This is a genomic window from Humitalea sp. 24SJ18S-53 (assembly GCF_050632385.1).
Classification (GTDB): Bacteria; Pseudomonadota; Alphaproteobacteria; order Acetobacterales; family Acetobacteraceae; genus Humitalea.
The window spans coordinates 22,632-44,757 of the sequence record NZ_CP192599.1 but is presented as its reverse complement, the minus strand read 5'-3'; the positions used below and the strand labels follow the sequence as shown (position 1 = coordinate 44,757).

The window sequence follows — 22,126 nt, the reverse complement described above, 5'->3', positions numbered from 1 at the left end:
TTCACGCTAAAAATTGCGGGCGGCGGGGATCGAACCCGCATGCCCTTTTGGGGCGAGGGTTTTTAAGACCCTTCCGTCTACCGTTCCGGCACGCCCGCCTGCCGGCATCATGCCAGCCCGCGCCCGACACGCCAACGCGCCCACGCCCCGCTTGACCCAGATCAAGGCGCCCCTGCCGCCACCAGGGGTAAAGCCTGTGCAAGGCAACCGCACGGGAGGGCGCCATGGCCAAGGCAATGCGGGCCGCCGTCGTCGTCGAACCCAGCCCCGGGTCCCCCATCGCTTCGGCCTGGATCGGATCGAGGACACCCACGACCAGCGCGATGGCGCCATCCCAGGGGAGACAGCACCCATGAAAGCCAAACACCTGATGACGACCGATGTCGTGACAGTGCCACCGGACACGCCGGTGCGGGCGCTGGCGCGGTTGCTGGCCGATCGCCACGTCTCGGCGGTGCCGGTGCTGGCGGCCGATGGCCGCGTGGCCGGCATCGTCTCCGAAAGCGACCTGCTGCGCCGCCTGGCCGGCATGGCGGAACGCCCGCGTGGCTGGTTCGGCGGCCTCTTCGCCAGCACCCATGCGGATGCGGCACGCTTCGCGCGAACCCATGGCGCCAAGGCGCGCGACATCATGACCACCGACCTGGTGGCCGTGACCGAGGAGACCCTTGCCGCCGACATCGCCCTGATGATGGAGGAGCGCCACGTCAAGCGCGTGCTCGTCCTGCGCGACGGCATGCTGGTCGGCGTCGTCTCGCGCGCCGACCTGCTGGCAGCACTCTTCGGACCGGCCGACACCACCGAGGCCGGGATCGAGGACACGCAGATCCGCAAGGCCGTCGAGACCGCGATCCGCCGTGAATCCTGGGCGCGCCCCTTCTACATCTGGCCGACCGTCGAAAAGGGGGCCGTCACCTTCCACGGCTTCTGCGACGTCGCGGAAGTCCGCACCGCGCTGCGCGTCCTGGCCGAGGAAGTGCCCGGCGTGACCGATGTGAAGGTGGAGGTCTCGACCATGCCGCGGGCGATCTACGGCGCCGAGTAATCGCGGCGGCGCCCCCCGATCGGGGGGCGCCATGCGGTTCAGGCGCCGACGCGGTGGACCACCAGATCCTCGACCACCGTCGGGTCGGCCAGCGTGCTGGTATCGCCCAGCCCATCCACCTCATTCGCCGCGATTTTTCGTAAGATGCGGCGCATGATCTTGCCGGAACGCGTCTTTGGCAGGCCGGGCGCCCATTGGATGGCATCCGGCGTCGCGATGGGGCCGATCTCCTTGCGGACCCAGGCGACCAGCTCCTTCTTCAGCGCGTCGGTCGGGTCGATGCCGGTCTTGAGCGTGACATAGGCGTAGATGCCCTGGCCCTTGATCTCATGCGGCATGCCGACGACGGCGGCCTCGGCCACCATCGTATGGGCGACCAGCGCGCTCTCGATCTCGGCGGTGCCCATGCGGTGGCCCGCGACGTTGATCACGTCATCGACGCGGCCGGTGATCCAGTAGTAGCCATCGGCATCGCGGCGCGCGCCATCGCCCGTGAAATACATGCCGGGGAAGGTGCTGAAATAGGTCTGCCCGAAGCGCGCGTGGTCGCCGTAGATCGACCGCATCATGCCGGGCCAGGCGTCGAGCAGCACGAGGTTGCCCTCGGCCGCGCCGTGCAAAATCTTGCCGTCGCCATCGACCAGGGCGGGGAACACGCCCGGCAGCGGCAAGGTCGCGGAGCCAGGCTTTTGCGCCACGGCGCCGGGCAGCGGGGAGATCAGGATGCCGCCGGTTTCGGTCTGCCACCAGGTATCGACGATCGGGCAACGCCCGTCGCCCACGGTGCGGTAGTACCAGAGCCAGGCTTCCGGATTGATCGGCTCACCCACCGAACCCAGGATGCGCAGGCTGCTGCGGTCGTGCTTGCGCACCGGCGCCTCGCCATCGCGCATCAGGGCGCGGATCGCGGTGGGCGCGGTGTAGAAGATGTTGACCTTGTGCTTGGCGACAACTTCCCAGAAGCGGCCATTGTCGGGCCAGGAGGGAACGCCCTCGAACATCAGGGTCGTCGCGCCATTCGCGAGAGGGCCATAGACGATGTAGGTATGCCCGGTGACCCAGCCGACATCGGCGGTGCACCAGTAGATTTCGCCGGGCTTGTAGTCGAACACCAGTTCATGCGTGTAGCTGGCCCAGACCATGTAGCCGCCGGTCGTGTGCAGCACGCCCTTGGGCTTGCCGGTGGATCCGCTGGTATAGAGGATGAACAGCGGGTCCTCGGCCCCCATCGGCTCGGGTGCTGCTTCGGTCGGCTGGCTGTCGCAGAGATCGCCCCACCAGAAATCGCGGCCGGCTTCCATATGCACCGCGCCGCCGGTGTTCTTTGCCACGATGACGGTCTTCAGGGTCGGGCAGGTCTTCAGCGCCTCGTCCACATTCGCCTTCAGCGGCACTTTCCGCCCGCCGCGACGGCCTTCGTCGGCGGTCAGCAGCACGCTGCTTTCGCTTTCCTGGATGCGGGTGGAGAGACTGTCCGGCGAAAACCCACCAAAGACGATGGAATGGATGGCGCCGACACGGGCGCAGGCCAGCATGGCGACCGCGGCCTCCACGATCATCGGCAGGTAGATCGTGACGCGATCGCCTTTCTTCACGCCCTTTTCGCGCAGCGCATTGGCCAATTGGCAGACGCGGGCGTGCAACTGGCGGTAGGTGACCTTCTGCGACACGGTCGGGTCATCGCCCTCCCAGATGATCGCGACGTCATCGCCCTTGGTCGCCAGATGACGGTCCAGGCAGGAGACCGAGGCATTCAGCACCCCATCGGTGAACCAGCGGATATGCACATCACCCGTGAAGGACACGTCCTTGATCTGGCTCGGCGGCGTCATCCAGGCGATGCGCTTGGCTTCGCGGGCCCAGAACGCCGCCGGGTCCGCGGTGGCGGCCGCCGTCATCGCCGCGTGCTGGGCGGCCGTGACATGGGCCTGGGCCGCGATGTCCGGCTTGATCGCGATCAGTTGGTCGTCGGCCATGCTGCGTTTCCCCATGAGGTCGGTTCACCCGGCGCCTCGTTACGCGGCATTGCCGCATGGGGCATTGCGTTGCGTCAACCGCCCAGAAGCCCCGCGATGCGCGGGCTCAGCGCCAGGGCGGTGAAGGTCGCCTTGAACGCGGCCTCATTGGCCGGCGGCGGGGCCAGGCCGGCACGTTCGCCAGCCTCGGCACAGGCGGCACGGACCGTGCGGCTGTCCAGCACATAGACCCCGTGGAGGATGCTGATCGATGCCCCGCCCAGCCCCGCCAGGTCCTTTTGCAGCATGAAGGCGCCGGAGGCCGCGTTCAGCGCGATGGCCATCTCGATCAGCGCCAGGCGCCAGCCCGGGTGATGCTGCGCGGCGTCGCCATGCGCGGCGCAAAGCACCCGGGTCGCCGCATGCACCATCAGCCCCAACCGGTTCAGCAGGCCCCGCAGGGCATGGTCGGTGGCGAAATCCAGCAATCCCGAGGGCGCGCGGAACAGGTCCGTGGCGGAGGAAACCGCGCCGCAACCACTGTGCCCCAGCACCACCGCCGCCCGCAGCGGCAGGTTCTGGGCGGCGTAGCGCAGGCTGCCGAGCACATCCTGCCCCAGCACATTGCCCGCGACGCGCACGACGAACAGGTCGTTCGGCCCCTCGCCAAAGATCAGTTCCGCCGGCACCCGCGCATCGGCGCAGCCCAGCAGCGCGGCATAGGGTTTTTGGGCCGGCGCGGCACCATCGGCCAGCAAGCCGACGGCGCGGGCATCGACGTTGATCTGCAGCCGCCCGATCCCCTCCGGCGTTTCCAGCGCGGCCAGGAGGGCTGCGAAGGTGCGATTGCCTTCCTCCAGCCGGCTTTGCGCGGCGGCACCATCGACCGGGGCGTCGCGCACCGTGTCGGGGTTGGTCAGGTAGCGATAGACGATATCGACGCTGGCCTTCACGGCGGCATCCGCAACCCGGCATCCAGGCGCACGACCGACCCGTTCATCAGCGGGTTCCCCACCACCGCCAGCACCATAGCGGCGAATTCGGCCGGTGTGCCCAGCCGCCAGGCCGGGAACAGCGGCATCGCCCGCAAGGCCTCCAGCGCCGCCGGCGGCAGGGTCTCCAACAGCGGGGTTTCCATCATCCCCGGCGCAAGGGTCACCACCCGCACGCCGCTGCGCGCCAGGTCCCGCGCGGCCGGCAGGGTCAAGCCCTGCACACCCGCCTTGCTGGCGGCATAGGCGGTCTGGCCCGACTGTCCCTCGGTCCCCGCGATGCTGCTGGTCAGCACGATGGCGCCGCGTTCGCCATCCGCACCCAGGGGCGCATTGCCCGCCATGGCGGCGGCGGCCAGGCGCAACAGGTTGAAGGTGCCGGTCAGGTTCACCCGGATCACCTTTTCGAACAGCGCCAAATCATGCGCGCCATTGCGCCCGACCAGCCGCGCGGCGGGGGCGATCCCGGCGCAGGCGACCGCGACACGCAGCGGGCCGAGCGCGGTCGCGGCGGCGATCGCGGCCTCCATCGCCGGCCCATCGGCCACATCGCCGGTCACGGACACGCCGACGCCGCCCGGTTTCAAATCCAGCACCACCACCCGCGCCCCCGCGGCGGCCAGCGCCTCGGCCGTCGCCAGCCCGAGGCCGGAGGCACCGCCCGTCACCAGTGCGGAGGTGCCTGCGAGAGTCATCGGCGGGTAAACACCCAGTAGCGCGGGGTGCGGCCCTCACGATGGGCCTTGGCCTCATACCGCGTCGGGTGCCAGCCGGGCGGGCGTTCATCCGCGACCGACACAAGGTCAAACAGGTCTTGGGCAGCAAACACCTCCGCGACCCAGGCCTGGTAGATCGGGTGGTCCGACGCGATGCGCCATTCCGCGCCCGGCTTCAGCACCCGCGCCACCAGCGGCAGCGCCGCCGGGTGGACAAAGCGCCGCTTGCTGTGCCGCGCCTTGGGCCAGGGGTCCGGGAACATCAGGTACAGCCGGTCCAGCGCCCCATCCGGCAGCCCCGCCAGCAGATGCCGCGCATCGGCGGGCCAGAGGCGCAGATTGCCCGGCAAGGCCCCGGTCGCCTCCGCCCCCTCCGGCACCAGCCGGGTCAGCAGCGAGCACAGGCCGTTCTCGAAGACTTCCGACGCGATCAGCCCGACCTGCGGATTGGTTTCGGCCAGGGCCAGCGCGTGTTCGCCGCCGCCGAACCCGACCTCCAGCCAGACCTGCGCGATGGGCGCGGAAAACCCCGCGCGCGGATCGCCGGGGTCGGCCAGGCGCAGCCGCGGCAGGGTTTCGGCCAGAAGCCGTTCCTGGCGCGGGCGCAGCACATGGCCACGCGTGCGGCCATAGAGCCGGTCGGGAATACCCTCGACCGGCGGCGGCGGCCGCAGCATGACGGCCGCCTGCTCCATCACCGCCCGAAAGCGGACTTCAGGGCGGGGACCAGGTCGGTCTTCTCCCAGGTGAAGGTATCCAGCGCGGCATCCGGCGTCCGGCCGAAATGGCCATAGGCGCTGGTCGGCACGTAGATCGGGCGGTTCATGCGCAGATGCTCGCGAATGCCGCGCGGCGACAGGTTGACCAGTTCGGCCACAACCTTGGCCAGCTTGGCCTCGTCGATATCCTTGCCGGTGTTGTGCAGGTCGAAATAGATCGACAGCGGCTTCGACACGCCGATGGCATAGGCCAATTGGATCGTGCAGCGATCCGCCAGCCCCGCGGCCACCACGTTCTTGGCCACATAGCGCGCCGCATAGGCGGCCGAACGGTCGACCTTGGTCGGATCCTTGCCGGAGAAGGCGCCGCCGCCATGCGGGGCCGCCCCGCCGTAGGTGTCGACGATGATCTTGCGCCCGGTCAGGCCCGCGTCGCCATCCGGCCCGCCGATGACGAACTTGCCGGTCGGGTTCACGTAGAACTCGGCCTCCGGCGGCACCCAGCCGGCCGGCAGGATTTCCGCCACGATCGGCCGGATCATCTCCTTGATCTCGGCCTGCTCCATGCCTTCCTCGTGCTGGGTCGAGACGACCACGCAGGTCACGCCGACCGGCTTGCCATCGACGTAGCGCAGGGTGACCTGGCTCTTCACATCCGGCAGAAGCCCCTTCGCACGCGGGTCCTGGGCGTGGCGGAGTTCGGCCATGCGGCGCAGGATGCCATGGGCATATTGCAACGGCGCCGGCATCAGTTCCGGCGTTTCGTTGGTGGCGTAGCCGAACATGATGCCCTGGTCGCCGGCGCCTTCATCCTTGTTGCCGGCGGCATCGACGCCCACGGCGATATCGGCCGATTGCGGATGCAGGTGGTTCTCGAAGGACGCATGGCGCCAGGAAAAGCCTTCCTGGTCGTAGCCGATGTCGCGCACGGCGGCGCGCACCTTCTCCTCCAGGCTGAACAGCACGGAATCGGGTCCGCGCACTTCGCCGGCCAGGACGATGCGATTGGTGGTGACCAGGGTTTCACAGCCGACGCGCGCAAAGGGGTCGGCGGTCAGGAAGGCGTCCAGCACCGTATCGCTGATGCGGTCGGCCACCTTGTCGGGGTGGCCCTCGGACACGGATTCTGACGTGAACAGATAATCGCCCTGGTCGCGCATGGAATGGTTTGTCCTCTTGTCGCGGATGACGGCAGGAAGGCTCGGATCAGCCGCCGTTTGCGGGCCTATCGCAAGGCAAGCCTGGGGGGTCAAGTGGTGCGGTGCAGCAGGGGCTATCGGATGTCCAGCACATCCGCCATCGAATACAGCCCCGGCGCCCGCCCTTCGGCCCAAAGTGCCGCCCTGACGGCGCCGGTGGCATAGACCCGGCGGTCAAACGACCGATGCGTCAGCGCGATATGTTCGCTACCGGCCGCGAACAACAGCGTGTGTTCGCCCACCACCTGCCCGCCGCGCAGGGCCGAAAACCCGATCGCACCCGTCTGCCGCGCCCCGGTGTGGCCATCGCGCCCGCTTTCGACGCCGGCCTGTTCCAGCGTCGTGCCCCGCCCGGCGGCGACCGCCCGGCCCAGCGCCAGGGCGGTGCCCGATGGCGCATCCACTTTCTGGCGGTGGTGCATCTCGACGATTTCGGCGTCGTATTCCTCGGCCGGCAGGGCCGCCGCCATGCGCTGGGCCAGGGCGAACAACAGGTTCACCCCCGGCGCGAAATTGGCGGCATAGACGATGGCGACCTTTGCCGACGCCTCCCGCACCGCCGCCTCGGCGGCCGGCGACAGGCCGGAGGTGCCGAGGATCAGCGCGCGGCCGGTTTTCGCCGCCATCGCGGCATGCGCGGCCGCGACCGAGGCATGGGTGAAGTCGATCACCACATCGCTGGCGGCGAACAGCGCGGCGGCGTCGGGCAGGATGGCGGTGCCCACGGGGGCCGGCCTGGCGCTGGCGCCCACCGTGCCGCCAACCAGGGTGGCGCCGGCGCGGGCGGCCTCCTCGGCCAGCAAGAACCCCATCCGGCCGGCGATGCCGGCGATTCCGATACGCATGATCCCGGACTGCTCCCACGAAAAAACCTGGCCGGAGACTCCGGCCAGGCTCCTATCCGCGTCAAGCGGGCGTCGGATCAGATCGCGTGGGTCGGGACGGCCTTCCAATGGTCGCTGACCCGGCGGCCAAAGGCCTCGTCCGACCAATCCACCGCCGAGGCATCGTCGTAGGACGGCGCATTGACCAGCGTCTCCTTGTCGATCGCGACGACGTAGCCATCCAGCATCGTGTTGTAGCGCAGCGACAGCCAGGGCAAGGGATAGAACTTCCCGCCCAGGCCCATGAACCCACCGAAGGACAGGACAGCGAAGGCGACGCTGCCGGTGCCTTTGTCGATCATGGTGTCCTCGATCCGGCCGATCTTCTCGTCCTTGAGATTATAGACCGTGCTGCCGCTGACCTTGGTCGCGGCGATCAGGTGGCCGTGGGTGGCGGTGGTGGGGTTGGTCGTGCTGCTCATGGCATTTCTCCTGGCGCGAAGGTTGCGCGTGACAGGAGAACGCCCGGCAGCGGCGGAAGGTTGCCTGGAGCCTACCTCCCCAACCCGTCCCAGAACTCCTTGACCTTGGAGAAGAAGCCCTCCGCCTCCGGACTGCCGCGGCCGCCGGCCTCGGCCTCGGCCTCGAACTGCTCCAGCAGTTCGCGCTGTTTCGCCGTCAGGTTCTGCGGGGTTTCCACCGCGACCTGGACGAACATGTCGCCGCGCACGCCGCTGCGCAGGACCGAGAATCCCTTGCCGCGCAGGCGGAACTGATCACCCGTCTGGGTGCCGGCGGGGATGGTGACCTTGGCGCGGCCGCCGTCGATCACGGGCACTTCCACAGCCCCCCCCAACGCCGCCTGGCTCATCCGCAGCGGCACGCGAACGAAGATGTTGTTCTCCTGCCGCTGGAACAGCGCGTGCGGTTTCACGCCGATATCCACGTAGAGGTCGCCAGCCGGCGCACCGCGCAACCCGGCCTCCCCCTCACCCGTCAGGCGGATGCGCATGCCGTCGTCGACGCCGGCGGGGATGGTGACCGACAGGTTGCGTTCACGCTGCACGCGGCCGCTGCCCGCGCAGATCTTGCAGGGATTCTTGATGATGCGGCCCTGGCCGCCGCAGGTCGGGCAGGTCCGTTCGACGAGGAAAAATCCCTGCTGCTGGCGCACCTTGCCCGCACCCTGGCAGGTCGCGCAGTTCTGGGCCTGGGCCTTGCCGCCCTCCGCACCCGTGCCGGTGCAGGTTTCGCATTGCACCGAACTCGGCACGCGGATGGTGGTCTTGGCGCCCGCAAAAGCCTCTTCCAGCGTGATCTGGACTTCCTGGCGCAGGTCGGCGCCGCGCCCGGTGGACTGGCGCTGCCCGCGGCCACCGAAGCGGCCGAACATTTCCTCGAAAATGTCCTCGAAGGCGCCACCGAACGGATTGCCGCCGCCACCGCCGCCGCGCCCGCCCGACTGGTCAAACGCCGCATGGCCATACTGGTCGTAGGCGGCCCGGCGCTCCGGGTCCTTCAGCACGTCATAGGCCTCGTTCAATTCCTTGAACTTCGGCTCGGCGTCCTTGTTCCCGTGGTTGCGGTCGGGGTGCCACTGCATCGCCAGCTTGCGGTAGGCCTTCTTCAGGTCCTCATCGCTCGCGTCCCGGCTGACGCCGAGGATTTCGTAAAAGTCGCGCTTGGCCATCATGTCTTCCGTAAGCAAGGGGGCCGTCTTTGCCGCCGGCCCCGAACAGCAAATCGCCCGACCCCGATTGGGGCCGGGCGAGTGCCGGTCAGATCAGTCTTACTTCTTCTTCTTCGGGTCCAGGTCTTCGAACTCGGCGTCCACGACCTTCTCGTTCGGGTTGGCGCCGCCGCCCGGGGGCGGGGTTTCGGTCCCGGCCTTGCTGGCCTCTTCCGCCGCCGCCTGGGCCTTGTAGATCGCCTCACCCAACTTCATCGACGCGGCCGACAGACGCTCCGACGCGGTCTTGATCGCATCGACATCGTCGCCTTCCAGGGCCGAGCGTGCCGCCGCCAGGGCGCCTTCGGCCTCACCCTTGTCGGCTTCGCTCACCTTGTCGCCGGCGTCCTTCAGGGACTTGTCGGTCGCATGCACCATGGCATCGAGGCCGTTGCGGGCCTCGACCGCCGCGCGCCGGGCCTTGTCGGCGTCGGCATTGGCCTCGGCTTCCTTGACCATGCGCTCGATGTCGGCTTCCGACAGGCCGGAGCGCGCCTGGATCTTGATCTGCTGCTCCTTGCCGGTCGCCTTGTCCTTGGCCTGGACGCTGACGATGCCGTTGGCGTCGATGTCGAAGGTGACCTCGATCTGCGGCACGCCACGCGGGGCGGCGGGAATGCCCTGCAGGTCGAAGTTGCCCAGCAGCTTGTTGTCGGCCGCCATCTCGCGCTCACCCTGGTAGCACTTGATGGTGACGGCGGTCTGGCCGTCATCGGCGGTGCTGAACACCTGCGACTTCTTGGTCGGGATCGTGGTGTTGCGGTCGATCAGGCGGGTGAACACGCCACCCAGCGTCTCGATGCCGAGCGACAGCGGCGTCACGTCCAGCAGCAGGACGTCCTTCACTTCACCCTTCAGCACGCCGCCCTGGATCGCGGCGCCGATGGCGACCACTTCATCCGGGTTGACGTTGCGGGCCGGTTCCTTGCCGAAGAACTGCTTCACGGCTTCGATGACCTTGGGCATGCGGGTCATGCCGCCAACGAGAATGACTTCGTCGATCTCGTTCGCCGCCAGGCCGGCATCCTTCAGCGCCTGCTTGCAGGGCGCGAGGGTGCGCTGCACCAGGTCGTCGACCAGGGCCTCCAATTTTGCCCGCGTGACCTGAAGGACAAGGTGCTTCGGCCCGCTCGCGTCCGCAGTAATGAAGGGCAGGTTGATCTCGGTCTGCTTGGCGCTCGACAGTTCGATCTTGGCCTTCTCCGCCGCTTCCTTCAGCCGCTGCAACGCCAGCTTGTCGGAGCGCAGGTCGATCCCGTTCTCCTTCTTGAACTCGTCGGCCAGGTAATCGATGACCCGCTGATCGAAGTCTTCACCGCCCAGGAAGGTGTCGCCGTTGGTGGACTTCACCTCAAACACGCCGTCGCCGATTTCCAGCACCGACACGTCAAACGTGCCGCCGCCGAGGTCATAGACCGCGATCGTGCCGGTGTGCTTCTTGTCCAGGCCATAGGCGAGTGCGGCCGCCGTCGGCTCGTTGATGATGCGCAGGACTTCCAGCCCCGCGATCTTGCCGGCTTCCTTGGTCGCCTGGCGCTGGGCATCGTCGAAGTATGCGGGGACGGTGATGACCGCCTGGGTCACCTTCTCGCCGAGGAAAGCCTCGGCCGTCTCCTTCATCTTGGTCAGGATGCTGGCGCTGATTTCTTCCGGCGAATACTTCTTGCCGTTGACCTCGACCCAGGCCGCGCCGTTGTCGGCCTTGACGATCTCATAGGGCGCCAGGCCCTTTTCCTTCTGCACCATCGGATCTTCGAAGCGGCGCCCGATCAGGCGCTTCACCGCAAAGAGGGTGTTGAACGGGTTGGTCACGGCCTGCCGCTTGGCGGCCTGGCCGACCAGACGTTCGCCGCTCTTGGCGAAGGCGACCATGGAGGGGGTGGTGCGGGCGCCCTCGGCATTTTCAATCACCCGCGTCTCGCCGCCATCCATGATGGCCACGCAGGAATTGGTGGTGCCGAGGTCGATACCGATGACTTTGCTCATATCCGTCTGCTCCTGTGCGGCGGTTCGCGACCGGCCCTTGTCGGCACCGGCAACGACCCCTCGCGGATCGGGTTGATGACTGCGATGTATTCAGCGACTCCGCTGGCGACAAGTCCCAGAGGTGCCGGTTTTTTGTGCAAAACGGGTTTCACGCCGCCGAGGGCTGTTCCCCGGCCGCCACCACGACCATCGCCGGGCGCAGCAGGCGCCCGTTCAGCGTCCAGGCGGCGCTCCAGGCCTGGATCACCGTGCCCGGGGCGACGCCCGGGGGGGCGGGCTGTTCGGCCATCGCCTGGTGCATCGCGGGGTCGAAGGGCTTGCCCGTCGCATCCTCCCGCTTCACCCCATGGCGTTCCAGCATGGCGACAAAGGCTTGTCGCACGCCTTCGAAGCCGGCGCGCATCTTGCGCAGCAACTCCGGTTCATCGGCGGTCTCGGGCGGCAGGGCGGCCAGGCCGCGGTCCAGGTTCTCCGCCGCCTCGGCCACGTCGGTGGCGAACTTCTGGACTGCATAGGCGCGGGCATCCTGCGCGTCCTTGGCGGCGCGGGCGCGGACATTGGCCATCTCGGCCTCGGCCCGCAGCCAGCGGTCCTTCATCAGGGCCACCTCGGCCTCCAGCGCCGTGATGGTCTGCTCGACGGTCGGCGTGGCGTCCGGCGTCACGGTGTCGGAAGGGTCGGTCCCAGGCTGATCGCCGGGGGTATCGTGCATCTGGGTCATGTCGGGATCACATCGGTGTTGTGTCGGACCAGGCGCAAAGCGCCCCTGTCAGGCTCCGGTCCCCAACTAGGCGGGGCGCCCCGCCGTTGCAACCATGTGTCGGCACCCGCCGCATTCGCGGTGAATCCGGCACGGGCGCCTTGACCATGGTGCCGCGCATGGCACATGCCCCCCTGATGGACGCCGCCCCCCCCCCGACAGACCCGCAAGATCGCCAGCGCCGCGTGGCCGTGGTGCTGCTGAACCTTGGCGGCCCGGACAGCCCGGCGGCGGTCCGCCCCTTCCTGACCAACCTGTTCCGCGACCCCGCCATCCTGCGGGTGCCGGGCATCGTGCGCCCCTTCCTCGGCTGGGTGATCGCGGCCCTGCGGACCAAGGCGGCGACAGCCAACTACGCCATCCTGGGCGGCAAATCCCCGCTGCTGGAACTGACGCGGGACCAGGCCGCCGCGCTGGAAGCGGCCCTGCGACCGGAGGTCGATGCCCGCTGCTTCGTCGCCATGCGCTACTGGCACCCCTTCGCCGCGGAAACCCTGCGGGACGTCATGGCCTGGGCGCCAGACGAGGTTTTGCTCCTGCCGCTCTATCCCCAGTTCAGCACCACCACGACCGGATCCTCGATGGACGACTGGGCCGATGCCTGCCGCCGCCAGGGGTTTGCGGTGCCGACGACCACCGTCTGCTGCTGGCATTCCGACCCCGGTTTCGCCGCCGCTACCGCCCGCCTGGTGCAGGATACCTACACCCGCGCCCGCGCCGACCTGCCGGCCGATGTGCCCCTGCGCGTGCTGTTCAGCGCCCATGGCCTGCCCGAAAGCATCGTCGCCGCCGGCGATCCCTACCAATGGCAGGTCGAACAGACCGTCGCCGCCGTGGTCAGCCACCTGCATATCGAGGGGCTTGATCATATCGTCTGCTACCAGTCCCGCGCGACACCGCAAAAATGGATCACCCCCTCCACGGAAGCGGAGATCGAACGCGCCGCCCTGGAAAAGACCGCCGTGCTGATCTGCCCTATCGCCTTCGTCTCCGAACATTCGGAAACCCTGGTCGAGTTGGATATCGAATACCGAGAGAAAGCCGACCACGTCGGCGTCCCCGGCTATTTCCGCGTCCCGGCGCAGAACAGCGACGCCGGTTTCATCGCCGCCCTGGCCGGCATCGTGCATCGCGCCATGGCCGGCGGCCGGTCGCTTTGTTCCTTCGCCGGCCCACGGCAATGCCCCAAAGCCCATGGCGATTGCCCGCATGCCCGCGCCGGCAAGGGCGGCCGCCCGGCCCTGCGCATCAGCGAAGCCGCCTCCGCGTGACCATGTTCACCCGAATCCGCCCGGGCGCCGTGCTGTTCGATTGCGACGGCGTGCTGGCCGATACCGAGGGCACGGTGAATCGCATGGTGGCCGAAGACCTGTCCCTGCGCGGCTGGCCGATGGACGGAGTCCAGGCGCGCCAACACTTCCTCGGCCTGTCTCTCCCAGACATGGTGCCGATCATCGAGGCCCGGACCGGCCCCCTGCCCCGCGGCTGGGGCGTCGCCCTGTCGGCCAAGATCGCGGCGATCCTGGCGGCCGGGGTGGACCCGATCCCGGGCGCCCAGGCCGCCGTCGCGGCGGTGGCCGCTGCGGGCATCCCGGTCGCCTGCGCCTCCAACTCCTCCCGCCAGGAACTGGCGGTCAAACTGCCGGCCCTCGGCCTCGACGGGTTTTTCGCCGGCCGCGCCTTCTCCTTCCAGGATGTCGCCCGGCCAAAACCCTGGCCCGACCTGTGGATCGCCGCCGCGGCCTCCTGCGGCGTGCGCCCGGCCGATTGCGTGGTGGTGGAGGACAGCCTGACCGGCGTCGCCTCCGCCCGCAAAGCCGGCTGCCGCGTGCTGGGCTTCGCCCACCCTGGCGAGGGTCCGGGCCTGGCCGCCGCCGGCGCCGAGGTATTTCACGCCATGGGCGAATTGGCCGGACTGCTGGGCCTGCAGGACGTGTTTTGATGGACTGGCTGGTCCCGCTCTACCCCTGGACCAAGTCGCTCCATCTGATTTCTGTCTTCGCCTGGATGGCCGGGCTGTTCTACTTGCCGCGCCTCTACGTCTACCACATGCAGGAACCCGTCGGCTCCGCGACCAGCGAGACGTTCAAGGTGATGGAACGCCGCCTGCTGCGCGCGATCATGGGCCCCGCGATGCACGCCGCCTGGCTCTTCGGCCTGATCCTGGTGTTCACGCCCGGGGTGGTCAGTTGGACCGCCGGCTGGTGGCACCTGAAGTTCACCGCGGTGATCCTGATGACCGCCATGCACTGGTACCTCGCCATCACGCAGAAAAAATTCGCCGCTGACGGCCGCCCCGGCACCGAACGCCACTGGCGCGCGATGAACGAGGTCCCCACGGTGCTGCTGATCGTCATCGTCGTCATGGTGATCGCCAAGCCGTTCTGAAGGGTGCTGGCGCTTTGAAAGGGGCTTCGCCCCTCTCAAACTCTCCCCACCAAGGGGCCGTGCCCCCTTGGAACCCACGCGATTTGGTAAAATAAAGAGAGGGGCATCACTGGCGTTCCATTGGCCAATGGCGGCTCATGCCCCTCTCTTTATTTTACCAATACTCCGCCGGTCCAGGGGCGGCGGCCCCTGGTGGGGGAGGTCTGGAGGGGGCGAAGCCCCTTCCAGGGCGCAACCTCCCCGTTTTCGCGCAACCCGTTAGGACAGGCCGCATGCCCGATATCGCAGCACCCGCCGTCGCCGAGGCCCCGATCCACGCCAGCACCGCCCCGGCCTTGTCGGTCGTGGTGCCGGCGTTTGACGAGCAGGAGGTGCTGCCCGCCTTCCACGCCCGGCTGACCGCCGCGATGGATGCGATCGGGTTGGATTGGGAGGTCGTCTACGTCAACGACGGCTCCCGCGACGGCACCCTGCCCCTGATGCTGGCCCTGCGCGCGACCGATCCGCGGGTCGCCGTGGTCAACCTGTCGCGCAACTTTGGTAAGGAAATCGCTCTGACCGCCGGGCTGGACCATGCCCGCGCCAGCGATGCGGTGGTGGTCATCGACGCCGATCTGCAGGACCCGCCCGAAGTGATCGCCGACCTGGTCGCCGGCTGGCGCGAAGGGTTCGACGTCGTCTACGCCCAGCGCGCCGAACGCCATGGCGAATCCTGGTTGAAGCGCACCACCGCGGCCGGGTTCTATCGCGTGATGCAGCGGATCGGCGGCAAGGTCGTGTTGCCCAAGGATACCGGGGATTTCCGGCTGATGAGCCGTCGCGCCCTGGATGCGCTGCTGCAATTGCGCGAACACCACCGCTTCATGAAGGGGCTGTTCGCCTGGGTCGGCTTCCCCTCCCGCGCCGTGATCTACGACCGCGCCCCGCGCGCCGCCGGCACCACCAAGTGGAACTGGTGGAAGCTGTGGAACCTGTCGCTGGAGGGCATCACCAGTTTCACCGTGGCACCGCTGAAGGTCGCGACCTACCTCGGGCTGCTGACCGCCTTTGGCGCGCTGGTCTATCTGGTCGTGGTCATCGTCAAGACCGTCATGTTCGGCGCCGATGTCGCGGGCTACCCTAGCCTGATGGTGGTGGTGCTGTTCCTGGGCGGGGTGCAACTGGTCACGCTGGGGCTGATCGGCGAATACCTGGGCCGCATCTTCAACGAAACGAAGCAGCGCCCGCTCTATCTGGTGGAACGCCACCTGCCGAGCCATCCGCCGGCCTGAAACGGCCGATACGGCCCGTTCCAACCGGAACGATCCGCCCGCCCTCCGCCCCGCCCGGCCCAGAGGCCGACACCCGGCCGCTTCGGCCCAAATAGGTCCGGTTCGGTGCGCTGCCACAATCCTGCCCCAACCCGGTCGCATTGGCGTCCCGAGCGTCTGCGAAAAGACCCTCACGCCGGAATGCCCGGTGAAGCGATTGCCCTGGGGGCAAGGGTTTCACGGGGACAGCCGGCGGGCATTTGAGACTGGAGTCTCGGTCATGTCGGGCGTTGATACTTTGCAGAGGATGCAGCCGGATGCAGGCGGCCAGGGGATGATCTCCCTGCGCGCCGGGTCGCTGACGGCCGGCTCCCGCACCGATGCGCTGCGCGAAGCGCTGCGCCCGGCCGCCAAGCGCGCCATGGACATCATGGGCGCCGCGGCGATGCTGGCGGTGCTGGCCATTCCCTTCGCCATCCTGGCCCTGCTGGTCCGCGCCGATGGCGGCCCCGCACTCTTCGCCCATCGCCGCATCGGCCGTGGCGGCTGGTCCTTCGGCTGCCTGAAGTTCCGCAGCATGGTCCCGGATGCCGAAGCGCGCCTGGCCGCCCTGCTGGCCAGCGACCCCGAGGCCCGGGCCGAATGGGATGCGACCCGCAAGCTGAAGCGCGACCCGCGTGTCACCCGCATCGGCGCCTTCCTGCGCAAGACCAGCCTTGATGAACTGCCGCAGCTGATCAACGTGCTGCGTGGCGAAATGAGCCTGGTCGGCCCCCGCCCGGTCACGGCGACCGAGCTGGACACCTACTACGGCGCTGCCGCCGGCCATTATCAGACGGTACGCCCTGGCATCACCGGCTTGTGGCAGGTCAGCGGCCGCAATGACGTCTCCTACGCCCGCCGCGTGGCGATGGACGTGGCCTATGTGACCCAGCCGTCGCTGGTGCAGGACATCCGCCTGCTGCTGATGACCCCGGCCGTCATCATCTTCCGCCGCGGCGCCTACTGATCCACTGATGACCCGTGACGCTGCCTGAGTTAGGCAGCGTCGATGCGGCGCCAAATCCCATGACAGAAGAAGCCGTAACCCGCGCTGGCGGCCGACGCATGGTGTCCGGCGTCTTCTGGAACGCCCTGGGCCGGGGCCTTCCCCTGGTCCTCGCACTGGTCCTGACCCCGGTGCTGATCCACCAGATGGGCATCGACCGCTGGGGGCTTTTCACCCTGGCGCTGGCCCTGGTGGGGGTTTTTTCCATCCTCGACCTGGGCGTTGGCCAGGCGCTGACCCGGGCGCTGTCCGAACGCATCGGCCTGGGTCAGCGCGAAGGCGAGGCCGAACTCGTCGCCGGCGCCATCGCCGTGCTGGCCACGCTCAGCGGCACCGCCTGCCTGGTGGTCTGGTTCGGCGTCCCGACCCTGGTCGGCCGCATCCTGAACGTCCCCGATGCTTTGCAGGCCGAAGCCATTGCCGCGATCCGCGTGCTGGTGGTCGCCGCCCCCCTGGTGGTGGTGAATGCTGCCCTCTGGGGCGTGCTGGCGGCGCACCAGAAATTTCGGGCGGCAAACCTCGTCACCATCCCGGTCGGCATCTTCTATTACCTGGGGCCGGTGCTGGCGCTGCTGGTCTGGGACTCGCTGGTCGGGGTGATGCTGACCCTGGTCGCCTGCCGGCTGGCCAATACCCTGTCCTACGCCTGGTTGATCCGGCCGCTGGTGCCGGGGCTGTGGCGCCGGCCGCGCCTGGCGCCGGTGCTGCCGCTGATGCGGATCGGCGGCTGGATGACGGTCTCGGGCATCCTAACGCAATTGCTGCTCTATACCGACCGCTTCCTGATCGGCGCGCTGCTGACCCTGTCGGCGGTGGCCTTCTACGCCACGCCGCTGGATCTGGTGATGCGGTTCTGGATCCTGCCGGTGGCGGTGGCGCAGGCGCTGTTGCCGGCCCTGGCTTCCAGCTTCCGCACCCTGCCGGCGGAAACCGTGACCTTGCTGCGCCGGGGCGCCCTGCTGATCGGCGCCATCGTGCTGCCGGCCTGCCTGCTGCTGGTCGCCTTCGCGCATCCGATCTTGCAGCTTTGGCTCGGCACCAATTTCGCCGATGGCGGGGCCGGGGTGATGCGGATCCTGGGGGTCGGCATCCTGTTTTCCTGCGTGGCCTTCGCCCCCGGCAGCCTGATCGACGCGATCGGGCGACCCGATGTCACGGCCAAGTTCGCCCTCGCCCAGGTGGTGGTCTTCCTGCCGCTATCGGCGCTGGCCCTGATCCGTTTTGGGATCGAGGGCGCCGCCGCCGTCTGGTCGCTGCGCGCCGCCGTCGATTGCGCCGGGCGGCTGTGGCTCGCGGGCCGATTTTACCCCGCCGCCGTGACCGCCGTGCGGCAGGTCGTGCCGTCTCTGGCGCTCGGGGGCCTCGGCCTGGCGGCCGCTGCCGCGATGCCGACCACGACCCTGGCGCTGCTGTTTGGCAGCCTCGCGCTGCTGGGTTTTGTCGTGGGGGCGCTCGGCGCCTTGTCGATGGACGAACGCGCCAGTTTTTTTCGCGCCATCCGCGACCCGCGGGCGCTGCTGCGGCGGCGCGCGGCATGACCGGGCTTGCCGTCAACGGCCGCTATCTGGCCCAGGGGCTGACCGGGGTGCAGCGTTTTGCCGGCGAGGTCACGGCCGCCCTGGCCCTGCTGCGGCCGGTACGGCTGCTGACCCCGCCCGGCGTCACGGGCGGCATCGCCATCGGCAGCCGGTCCGGCCAGGCCTGGGAACAATTGGACCTTCCCGGCGCGCTCAGCGGCGATGTGCTGATCAACCTCGGCAACACCGCCCCGCTGCGGGTCGGGCGGCGCCAGGCCGTGGTGATCCACGACGCCGGCGTCTTCGACACCCCAGAATCCTATTCCCTGCCCTTCCGGCTCTGGTATCGCTTCCTGCACCACGCCCTGGCGCGGACCGGCGCGCGGCTGATCACCGTGTCGGAGTTTTCGCGCGGGCGCATCGCCAAGAACCTGCACATCGACCCCAGCCGCATCGGCGTGATGCCCGAGGGCGGCGAGCACGTCCTGCGCATCCCCGCCGACATCGCCGTGCTGGAAAAACACGGGTTGCAGCCCGGCCGCTACGCCCTGGCCGTCGGCAGCCGCGCCGCGCACAAGAACCTCGACGCGCTGCGCGATGCCGCCGCCCTTTTGGCCGAACGCGGCATGCACCTGGCGGCGGCCGGCGCGGCCGATCCCGCGGTGTTTCGCCCGGCCGGCGGCGGCCCTGGCGCCGTCGCACTCGGCCGCGTCACCGATGCCGAATTGCGCGCGCTCTATGAAAACGCGCTCTGCCTGGTCTTCCCTTCCCGCTACGAAGGCTTTGGCCTGCCGCCGCTGGAAGCCATGACCTGCGGCTGCCCCGTCATCGCCGCCGCATCCGGCGCGGTGCCGGAGGTCTGTGGCGATGCCGCGCTCTGGTTCGACAGTGCCGTGCCCTCGACCCTGACCGACGCGCTGCGCCGACTGCTCGACGAACCCGGCCTCGCCGCCACCCTGCGCGACGCCGGGCTGGCGCGAGCGAAAAATTTCACCTGGGCACGGGCGGCCGAAACGCTGCTGCGCCTGCTGCCGGAACCCCGTGCATGAAAACTGCCATCGTCCACGAATGGCTCGATACCTATGCCGGCTCCGAGCGCGTGCTCGAACAACTCCTGCACTGCTGGCCCGATGCCGACCTCTACGTCGTCTGCGATTTCCTGCCCGATGACGAGCGCGGATTTTTGGGCGGCCGCGTGCCCAAGACCACCTTCATCCAGCGGCTGCCCTTCGCCAAAAAGCGCTTCCGCTGGTTTTTGGGATTGATGCCGCTCGCCATCGAGCAGTTGGACATGACGGGCTACGACCTGATCGTCTCCTCCAACCACGCCGTCGCCAAGGGCGTGCTGACCGGGCCGGGGCAATTGCACGTCAGCTACATCCATTCGCCAATGCGCTACGCCTGGGATCTGCAGGCGCAATACCTGCGCGAAGCCGGGCTGGAGACGGGGCTGAAGGGCGCCTACACGCGCTGGCTGTTGCACAAGCTGCGTATCTGGGACCGTGGCTCCGCCGCCGGGGTCGATGTGCTGGTGGCCAACTCCGCCTATATCGCCGAGCGCATCCAGAAAGTGTGGCGACGCGATGCGCTGGTGGTGCATCCGCCTGTCGATGTGGAACGCTTTTCGCTCCAGGCGCAAAAACAGGACTACTGCCTCGTGGCCTCGCGCATGGTGCCCTACAAGCGCATCGAAATCGTCGCCGAGGCCTTTGCCCGCATGCCCGGCCGTCGCCTGGTCATCGTCGGCGACGGGCCCAACATGCCGGCCGTGCGCGCCGCCGCCGCGAATGCGCCCAACATCGCATTCCGCGGCCGCGTCGGCCAGGACGAGCTGGTCCGCCTGACCCAGGGCGCCCGCGCCTGCCTGCACGCCGCCGAGGAAGACTTTGGCATCACCATGGTCGAGGCCCAGGCCTGCGGCACGCCCATGATCGCCTTCGGCCGCGGCGGATCGCGCGACATCATCATCCCCCCGCCCCACGCGGCCCCCACGGGCCTGCTGTTCCCCGAACAGACCGCCGCATCGATCATCGATGCCATGGCTGTCTTCGACACCCTGGCCATCTCGCCGGACGACTGCCGCGCCAATGCGCTGCGCTTCAGCCACGACGCCTTCCGCACCGCGATGCAGGCGGTCGTGGCGGCGCGCCTGCCATGATGTTCTCGCTGATCGTCGCGACACGCGGCCGCACCCAGGAACTCGCCGAACTCTTCGACACCCTGCGCGCCCAGGCCCGCCCGGACATGGAGGTGATCGTCGTCGACCAGAACGGCGACGACCGCCTGGCCGACATCATGGCCCGCCATGCGGCTGATTTCCCGCTGACCTGGCTGCGCTCCTCGGTCGCCAATGCCTGCCACGCGCGCAACCTGGGGCTGCGGGCGGCCAAGGGCGCAATCGTGACCTTCCCCGATGATGACTGCCTGTATCCAGCCGGTGTGCTCAACCGCGTCGCATCGACCTTTGCCGCCGACCCGGCGCTGCGTATCCTGACGGGTCCCTCGGCCTCGCCGGATGGTGGCCTCGGCTCCGGCCGCTGGCGCCAGGATGGCGGGGCCATCACCGTGGCAAATGTCTGGACCAGCGTGATCGAGTTCAACCTCTTCATCCGGCGCGACGTGGCGCTGGCGCTCGGCGGTTTCGATGACCGCATGGGGCCGGGCACGCCCTTCGGCTCGGCCGAGGGCAATGATCTTGTCGCGCGCGCGCTGCATGCGCGGTACCGGGCGGTCTATGACCCCGGCCTGCGCATCATCCACCCGGACAAGCGGCTGACCCGCGTCGCCGCCGACCGGGCGCAGGATTACGGCGCGGGCTTTGGCCTCGCCCTGCGCCGGCACGCGCCCATCACGATCTGGCTGCCCTTCGTCATCCGCCCGATCGGCGGCCTGGTCCTGAGCGCGCTTCGCCTGCGCGGGCTGGAATGCCGTTACTACGCCCGCACCCTGCAAGGCCGGTTGCGCGGGCTGTTCGCCCGCTGCGACCGCGCCCCGCTGAAGCCGATGACACCCTGATGCGCATCGCCATCGGCATCGCCACCCGCGGCCGCCCCACCATCCTGGCCGAAACCATCGCCGAACTGGCGCTGCAAACGCGCGCGCCCGACAGCATCCTGGTCTGCCACGCCACCAGCGACGACGTGAACGACCTGCCGCAGCAGCACCCTGACATCACCTGGCTGCGCACCACCCCCGGCCTGCCGCGCCAGCGCAACGCGATCCTGGACGCGGTCGAGGATTGCGACGTGGTGCTGTTCCTCGACGACGACTTCCTGCCCGCGCCGGAATACCTGGAGGCGCTGGAGGCCGTGTTCCGTGCCCGCCCAGACTGCGTGGTCGCGACCGGCACCGTCCTGGCCGATGGCGCCAAGGGGCCGGGGATCACCGTGCCCGAAGGCCGCGCGATCCTGGCCGCCGACAGCTACGCCGGCCCCCTGGCCGACGCCGTGCCGCATTTCAACGGCTATGGCTGCAACATGGCCTTTCGCATGGCGACCGTGCGTGCCCACGACATCCGCGTGGACGAGGCCCTGCCCCTCTACGCCTGGTATGAAGACATCGACGTGACCCGCCGCTTGGGCGAACACGGCAGCATCCTGCGCCTGGCCGGCGCGCGGGGCGTGCACCTCGGTGTGAAACTCGGCCGCGGCCCGGGGCAACGGTTGGGGTACAGCCAAGTGGTCAACCCGATCTATTTGGCGCGCAAGGGCAGTTTTCCTTGGAGCCACGCGCTGCCGAGCGCGGGCCGCCACTGCCTGATCAATCTCATCCGCTCGGTGGCGCCGGAGCCGCATGTGGACCGGTTTGGTCGGTTCCGCGGGAATATGCTGGGGGTGTGGGAGTTGATCACCGGCAAGGCGTCGCCGCGGCGGGTGTTGGATTTGTAGGATCGCAAGGCAATTACTGGCTGCCGCTATTCGTCTTTCCCCGACAGCCAAACCTGACTTTCGCACGCGCAAGCCGGTGTCATGTATAACGCTCCGGATGCGATGCATAAA

21 protein-coding genes and 1 tRNA gene are annotated in these 22,126 nt (G+C 68.7%); 11 read left to right on the top strand and 11 right to left on the bottom strand.

What is annotated here, in order from left to right:
- Positions 1-14 precede the first annotated feature (14 nt).
- Positions 15-98: transfer RNA gene (locus ACQW02_RS00215), tRNA-Leu, on the bottom strand.
- 254 nt (positions 99-352) lie between these two features.
- Here ACQW02_RS00215 and ACQW02_RS00210 point away from each other — a divergent pair.
- Positions 353-1,045, top strand: a complete 693-nt coding sequence (locus ACQW02_RS00210) for a CBS domain-containing protein (protein ID WP_431283262.1) — start codon at positions 353-355, stop codon at positions 1,043-1,045.
- 38 nt (positions 1,046-1,083) lie between these two features.
- On the opposite strand, the gene acs is transcribed toward ACQW02_RS00210, so the two are convergent.
- The 10 genes from acs to ACQW02_RS00160 all read right to left on the bottom strand — a co-directional run bounded on the left by acs (position 1,084) and on the right by ACQW02_RS00160 (position 11,886).
- Positions 1,084-3,021, bottom strand: a complete 1,938-nt coding sequence (acs, locus tag ACQW02_RS00205) for an acetate--CoA ligase (RefSeq protein WP_431283261.1) — start codon at positions 3,019-3,021, stop codon at positions 1,084-1,086.
- A gap of 74 nt (positions 3,022-3,095) precedes the next feature.
- The gene (locus ACQW02_RS00200) at positions 3,096-3,953 is read right to left on the bottom strand and encodes a carbonic anhydrase (protein ID WP_431283260.1); all 858 of its coding nucleotides are present in this window, start codon (positions 3,951-3,953) and stop codon (positions 3,096-3,098) included.
- Positions 3,950-4,687: an SDR family NAD(P)-dependent oxidoreductase gene (locus tag ACQW02_RS00195; protein ID WP_431283259.1), complete on the bottom strand. Its 738-nt coding sequence runs from the start codon at positions 4,685-4,687 to the stop codon at positions 3,950-3,952. Before ACQW02_RS00195 ends, ACQW02_RS00200 begins: the two co-directional genes overlap by 4 nt.
- A complete protein-coding gene (gene trmB, locus ACQW02_RS00190) occupies positions 4,684-5,385 on the bottom strand; it encodes a tRNA (guanine(46)-N(7))-methyltransferase TrmB (protein ID WP_431283258.1) in 702 nt (233 codons plus the stop codon). The genes ACQW02_RS00195 and trmB overlap by 4 nt, the downstream gene beginning before the upstream one ends.
- Positions 5,386-5,402: 17 nt before the next feature.
- On the bottom strand, positions 5,403-6,587 hold the full coding sequence (metK, locus tag ACQW02_RS00185) for a methionine adenosyltransferase (protein ID WP_431283257.1): 1,185 nt from the start codon (positions 6,585-6,587) through the stop codon (positions 5,403-5,405).
- 113 nt (positions 6,588-6,700) lie between these two features.
- Positions 6,701-7,471 (bottom strand): 4-hydroxy-tetrahydrodipicolinate reductase, encoded by a 771-nt coding sequence (gene dapB, locus ACQW02_RS00180; RefSeq protein ID WP_431283256.1) that lies wholly within the window; start codon positions 7,469-7,471, stop codon positions 6,701-6,703.
- 77 nt (positions 7,472-7,548) lie between these two features.
- Positions 7,549-7,932: a PRC-barrel domain-containing protein gene (locus tag ACQW02_RS00175; protein WP_431283255.1), complete on the bottom strand. Its 384-nt coding sequence runs from the start codon at positions 7,930-7,932 to the stop codon at positions 7,549-7,551.
- A 71-nt stretch (positions 7,933-8,003) separates the two neighbouring features.
- Entirely contained in the window at positions 8,004-9,143 is a 1,140-nt protein-coding gene (dnaJ, locus tag ACQW02_RS00170; RefSeq protein WP_431283254.1) for a molecular chaperone DnaJ, read from the bottom strand.
- Positions 9,144-9,239: 96 nt separating this feature from the next.
- Positions 9,240-11,165: a molecular chaperone DnaK gene (gene dnaK / locus ACQW02_RS00165; protein ID WP_431283253.1), complete on the bottom strand. Its 1,926-nt coding sequence runs from the start codon at positions 11,163-11,165 to the stop codon at positions 9,240-9,242.
- A 148-nt stretch (positions 11,166-11,313) separates the two neighbouring features.
- Positions 11,314-11,886, bottom strand: coding sequence for a nucleotide exchange factor GrpE (locus ACQW02_RS00160; RefSeq protein ID WP_431283252.1), 573 nt, complete (start codon positions 11,884-11,886; stop codon positions 11,314-11,316).
- A gap of 158 nt (positions 11,887-12,044) precedes the next feature.
- Between ACQW02_RS00160 and hemH the strand changes: the two genes are divergently transcribed.
- The 10 genes from hemH (at position 12,045) to ACQW02_RS00110 (ending at position 22,015) form a co-directional block, all read left to right on the top strand.
- On the top strand, positions 12,045-13,196 hold the full coding sequence (hemH, locus tag ACQW02_RS00155) for a ferrochelatase (RefSeq protein ID WP_431283251.1): 1,152 nt from the start codon (positions 12,045-12,047) through the stop codon (positions 13,194-13,196).
- 2 nt (positions 13,197-13,198) lie between these two features.
- Complete coding sequence (locus ACQW02_RS00150) at positions 13,199-13,867, top strand: HAD family hydrolase (protein ID WP_431285986.1); 669 nt, start codon at positions 13,199-13,201, stop codon at positions 13,865-13,867.
- Positions 13,867-14,313, top strand: a complete 447-nt coding sequence (gene hemJ, locus ACQW02_RS00145; RefSeq protein WP_431283250.1) for a protoporphyrinogen oxidase HemJ — start codon at positions 13,867-13,869, stop codon at positions 14,311-14,313. The genes ACQW02_RS00150 and hemJ overlap by 1 nt, the downstream gene beginning before the upstream one ends.
- A 311-nt stretch (positions 14,314-14,624) precedes the next feature.
- Complete coding sequence (locus ACQW02_RS00140) at positions 14,625-15,584, top strand: glycosyltransferase family 2 protein (RefSeq protein ID WP_431285985.1); 960 nt, start codon at positions 14,625-14,627, stop codon at positions 15,582-15,584.
- A gap of 313 nt (positions 15,585-15,897) precedes the next feature.
- Positions 15,898-16,572: a sugar transferase gene (locus ACQW02_RS00135; protein WP_431283249.1), complete on the top strand. Its 675-nt coding sequence runs from the start codon at positions 15,898-15,900 to the stop codon at positions 16,570-16,572.
- A 59-nt stretch (positions 16,573-16,631) separates the two neighbouring features.
- Positions 16,632-18,149 (top strand): flippase, encoded by a 1,518-nt coding sequence (locus tag ACQW02_RS00130; protein ID WP_431283248.1) that lies wholly within the window; start codon positions 16,632-16,634, stop codon positions 18,147-18,149.
- A complete protein-coding gene (locus ACQW02_RS00125) occupies positions 18,146-19,177 on the top strand; it encodes a glycosyltransferase family 4 protein (RefSeq protein ID WP_431283247.1) in 1,032 nt (343 codons plus the stop codon). The genes ACQW02_RS00130 and ACQW02_RS00125 overlap by 4 nt, the downstream gene beginning before the upstream one ends.
- Positions 19,174-20,286: a glycosyltransferase gene (locus ACQW02_RS00120; protein ID WP_431283246.1), complete on the top strand. Its 1,113-nt coding sequence runs from the start codon at positions 19,174-19,176 to the stop codon at positions 20,284-20,286. Before ACQW02_RS00125 ends, ACQW02_RS00120 begins: the two co-directional genes overlap by 4 nt.
- On the top strand, positions 20,283-21,143 hold the full coding sequence (locus tag ACQW02_RS00115; RefSeq protein ID WP_431283245.1) for a glycosyltransferase family 2 protein: 861 nt from the start codon (positions 20,283-20,285) through the stop codon (positions 21,141-21,143). Before ACQW02_RS00120 ends, ACQW02_RS00115 begins: the two co-directional genes overlap by 4 nt.
- Positions 21,143-22,015 (top strand): glycosyltransferase family 2 protein, encoded by an 873-nt coding sequence (locus ACQW02_RS00110; protein ID WP_431283244.1) that lies wholly within the window; start codon positions 21,143-21,145, stop codon positions 22,013-22,015. The genes ACQW02_RS00115 and ACQW02_RS00110 overlap by 1 nt, the downstream gene beginning before the upstream one ends.
- The last annotated feature ends 111 nt before the right edge of the window (positions 22,016-22,126 follow it).

Excerpts from the sequence above, each read along its gene's own strand:
- ACQW02_RS00130 (WP_431283248.1), top strand. The coding sequence starts at position 16,632 with ATGACAGAAGAAGCCGTAACCCGCGCTGGCGGCCGACGCATGGTGTCC.
- ACQW02_RS00195 (WP_431283259.1), bottom strand. The coding sequence starts at position 4,687 with ATGACTCTCGCAGGCACCTCCGCACTGGTGACGGGCGGTGCCTCCGGC.
- dapB (WP_431283256.1), bottom strand. The coding sequence starts at position 7,471 with ATGCGTATCGGAATCGCCGGCATCGCCGGCCGGATGGGGTTCTTGCTG.
- ACQW02_RS00150 (WP_431285986.1), top strand. The coding sequence starts at position 13,199 with ATGTTCACCCGAATCCGCCCGGGCGCCGTGCTGTTCGATTGCGACGGC.
- ACQW02_RS00135 (WP_431283249.1), top strand. The coding sequence starts at position 15,898 with ATGATCTCCCTGCGCGCCGGGTCGCTGACGGCCGGCTCCCGCACCGAT.
- ACQW02_RS00110 (WP_431283244.1), top strand. The coding sequence starts at position 21,143 with ATGCGCATCGCCATCGGCATCGCCACCCGCGGCCGCCCCACCATCCTG.
- ACQW02_RS00120 (WP_431283246.1), top strand. The coding sequence starts at position 19,174 with ATGAAAACTGCCATCGTCCACGAATGGCTCGATACCTATGCCGGCTCC.
- ACQW02_RS00175 (WP_431283255.1), bottom strand. The coding sequence starts at position 7,932 with ATGAGCAGCACGACCAACCCCACCACCGCCACCCACGGCCACCTGATC.
- dnaK (WP_431283253.1), bottom strand. The coding sequence starts at position 11,165 with ATGAGCAAAGTCATCGGTATCGACCTCGGCACCACCAATTCCTGCGTG.
- dnaJ (WP_431283254.1), bottom strand. The coding sequence starts at position 9,143 with ATGATGGCCAAGCGCGACTTTTACGAAATCCTCGGCGTCAGCCGGGAC.
- ACQW02_RS00210 (WP_431283262.1), top strand. The coding sequence starts at position 353 with ATGAAAGCCAAACACCTGATGACGACCGATGTCGTGACAGTGCCACCG.
- hemJ (WP_431283250.1), top strand. The coding sequence starts at position 13,867 with ATGGACTGGCTGGTCCCGCTCTACCCCTGGACCAAGTCGCTCCATCTG.
- ACQW02_RS00160 (WP_431283252.1), bottom strand. The coding sequence starts at position 11,886 with ATGACCCAGATGCACGATACCCCCGGCGATCAGCCTGGGACCGACCCT.
- hemH (WP_431283251.1), top strand. The coding sequence starts at position 12,045 with ATGGCACATGCCCCCCTGATGGACGCCGCCCCCCCCCCGACAGACCCG.
- acs (WP_431283261.1), bottom strand. The coding sequence starts at position 3,021 with ATGGCCGACGACCAACTGATCGCGATCAAGCCGGACATCGCGGCCCAG.
- ACQW02_RS00115 (WP_431283245.1), top strand. The coding sequence starts at position 20,283 with ATGATGTTCTCGCTGATCGTCGCGACACGCGGCCGCACCCAGGAACTC.
- metK (WP_431283257.1), bottom strand. The coding sequence starts at position 6,587 with ATGCGCGACCAGGGCGATTATCTGTTCACGTCAGAATCCGTGTCCGAG.
- ACQW02_RS00125 (WP_431283247.1), top strand. The coding sequence starts at position 18,146 with ATGACCGGGCTTGCCGTCAACGGCCGCTATCTGGCCCAGGGGCTGACC.
- trmB (WP_431283258.1), bottom strand. The coding sequence starts at position 5,385 with ATGCTGCGGCCGCCGCCGCCGGTCGAGGGTATTCCCGACCGGCTCTAT.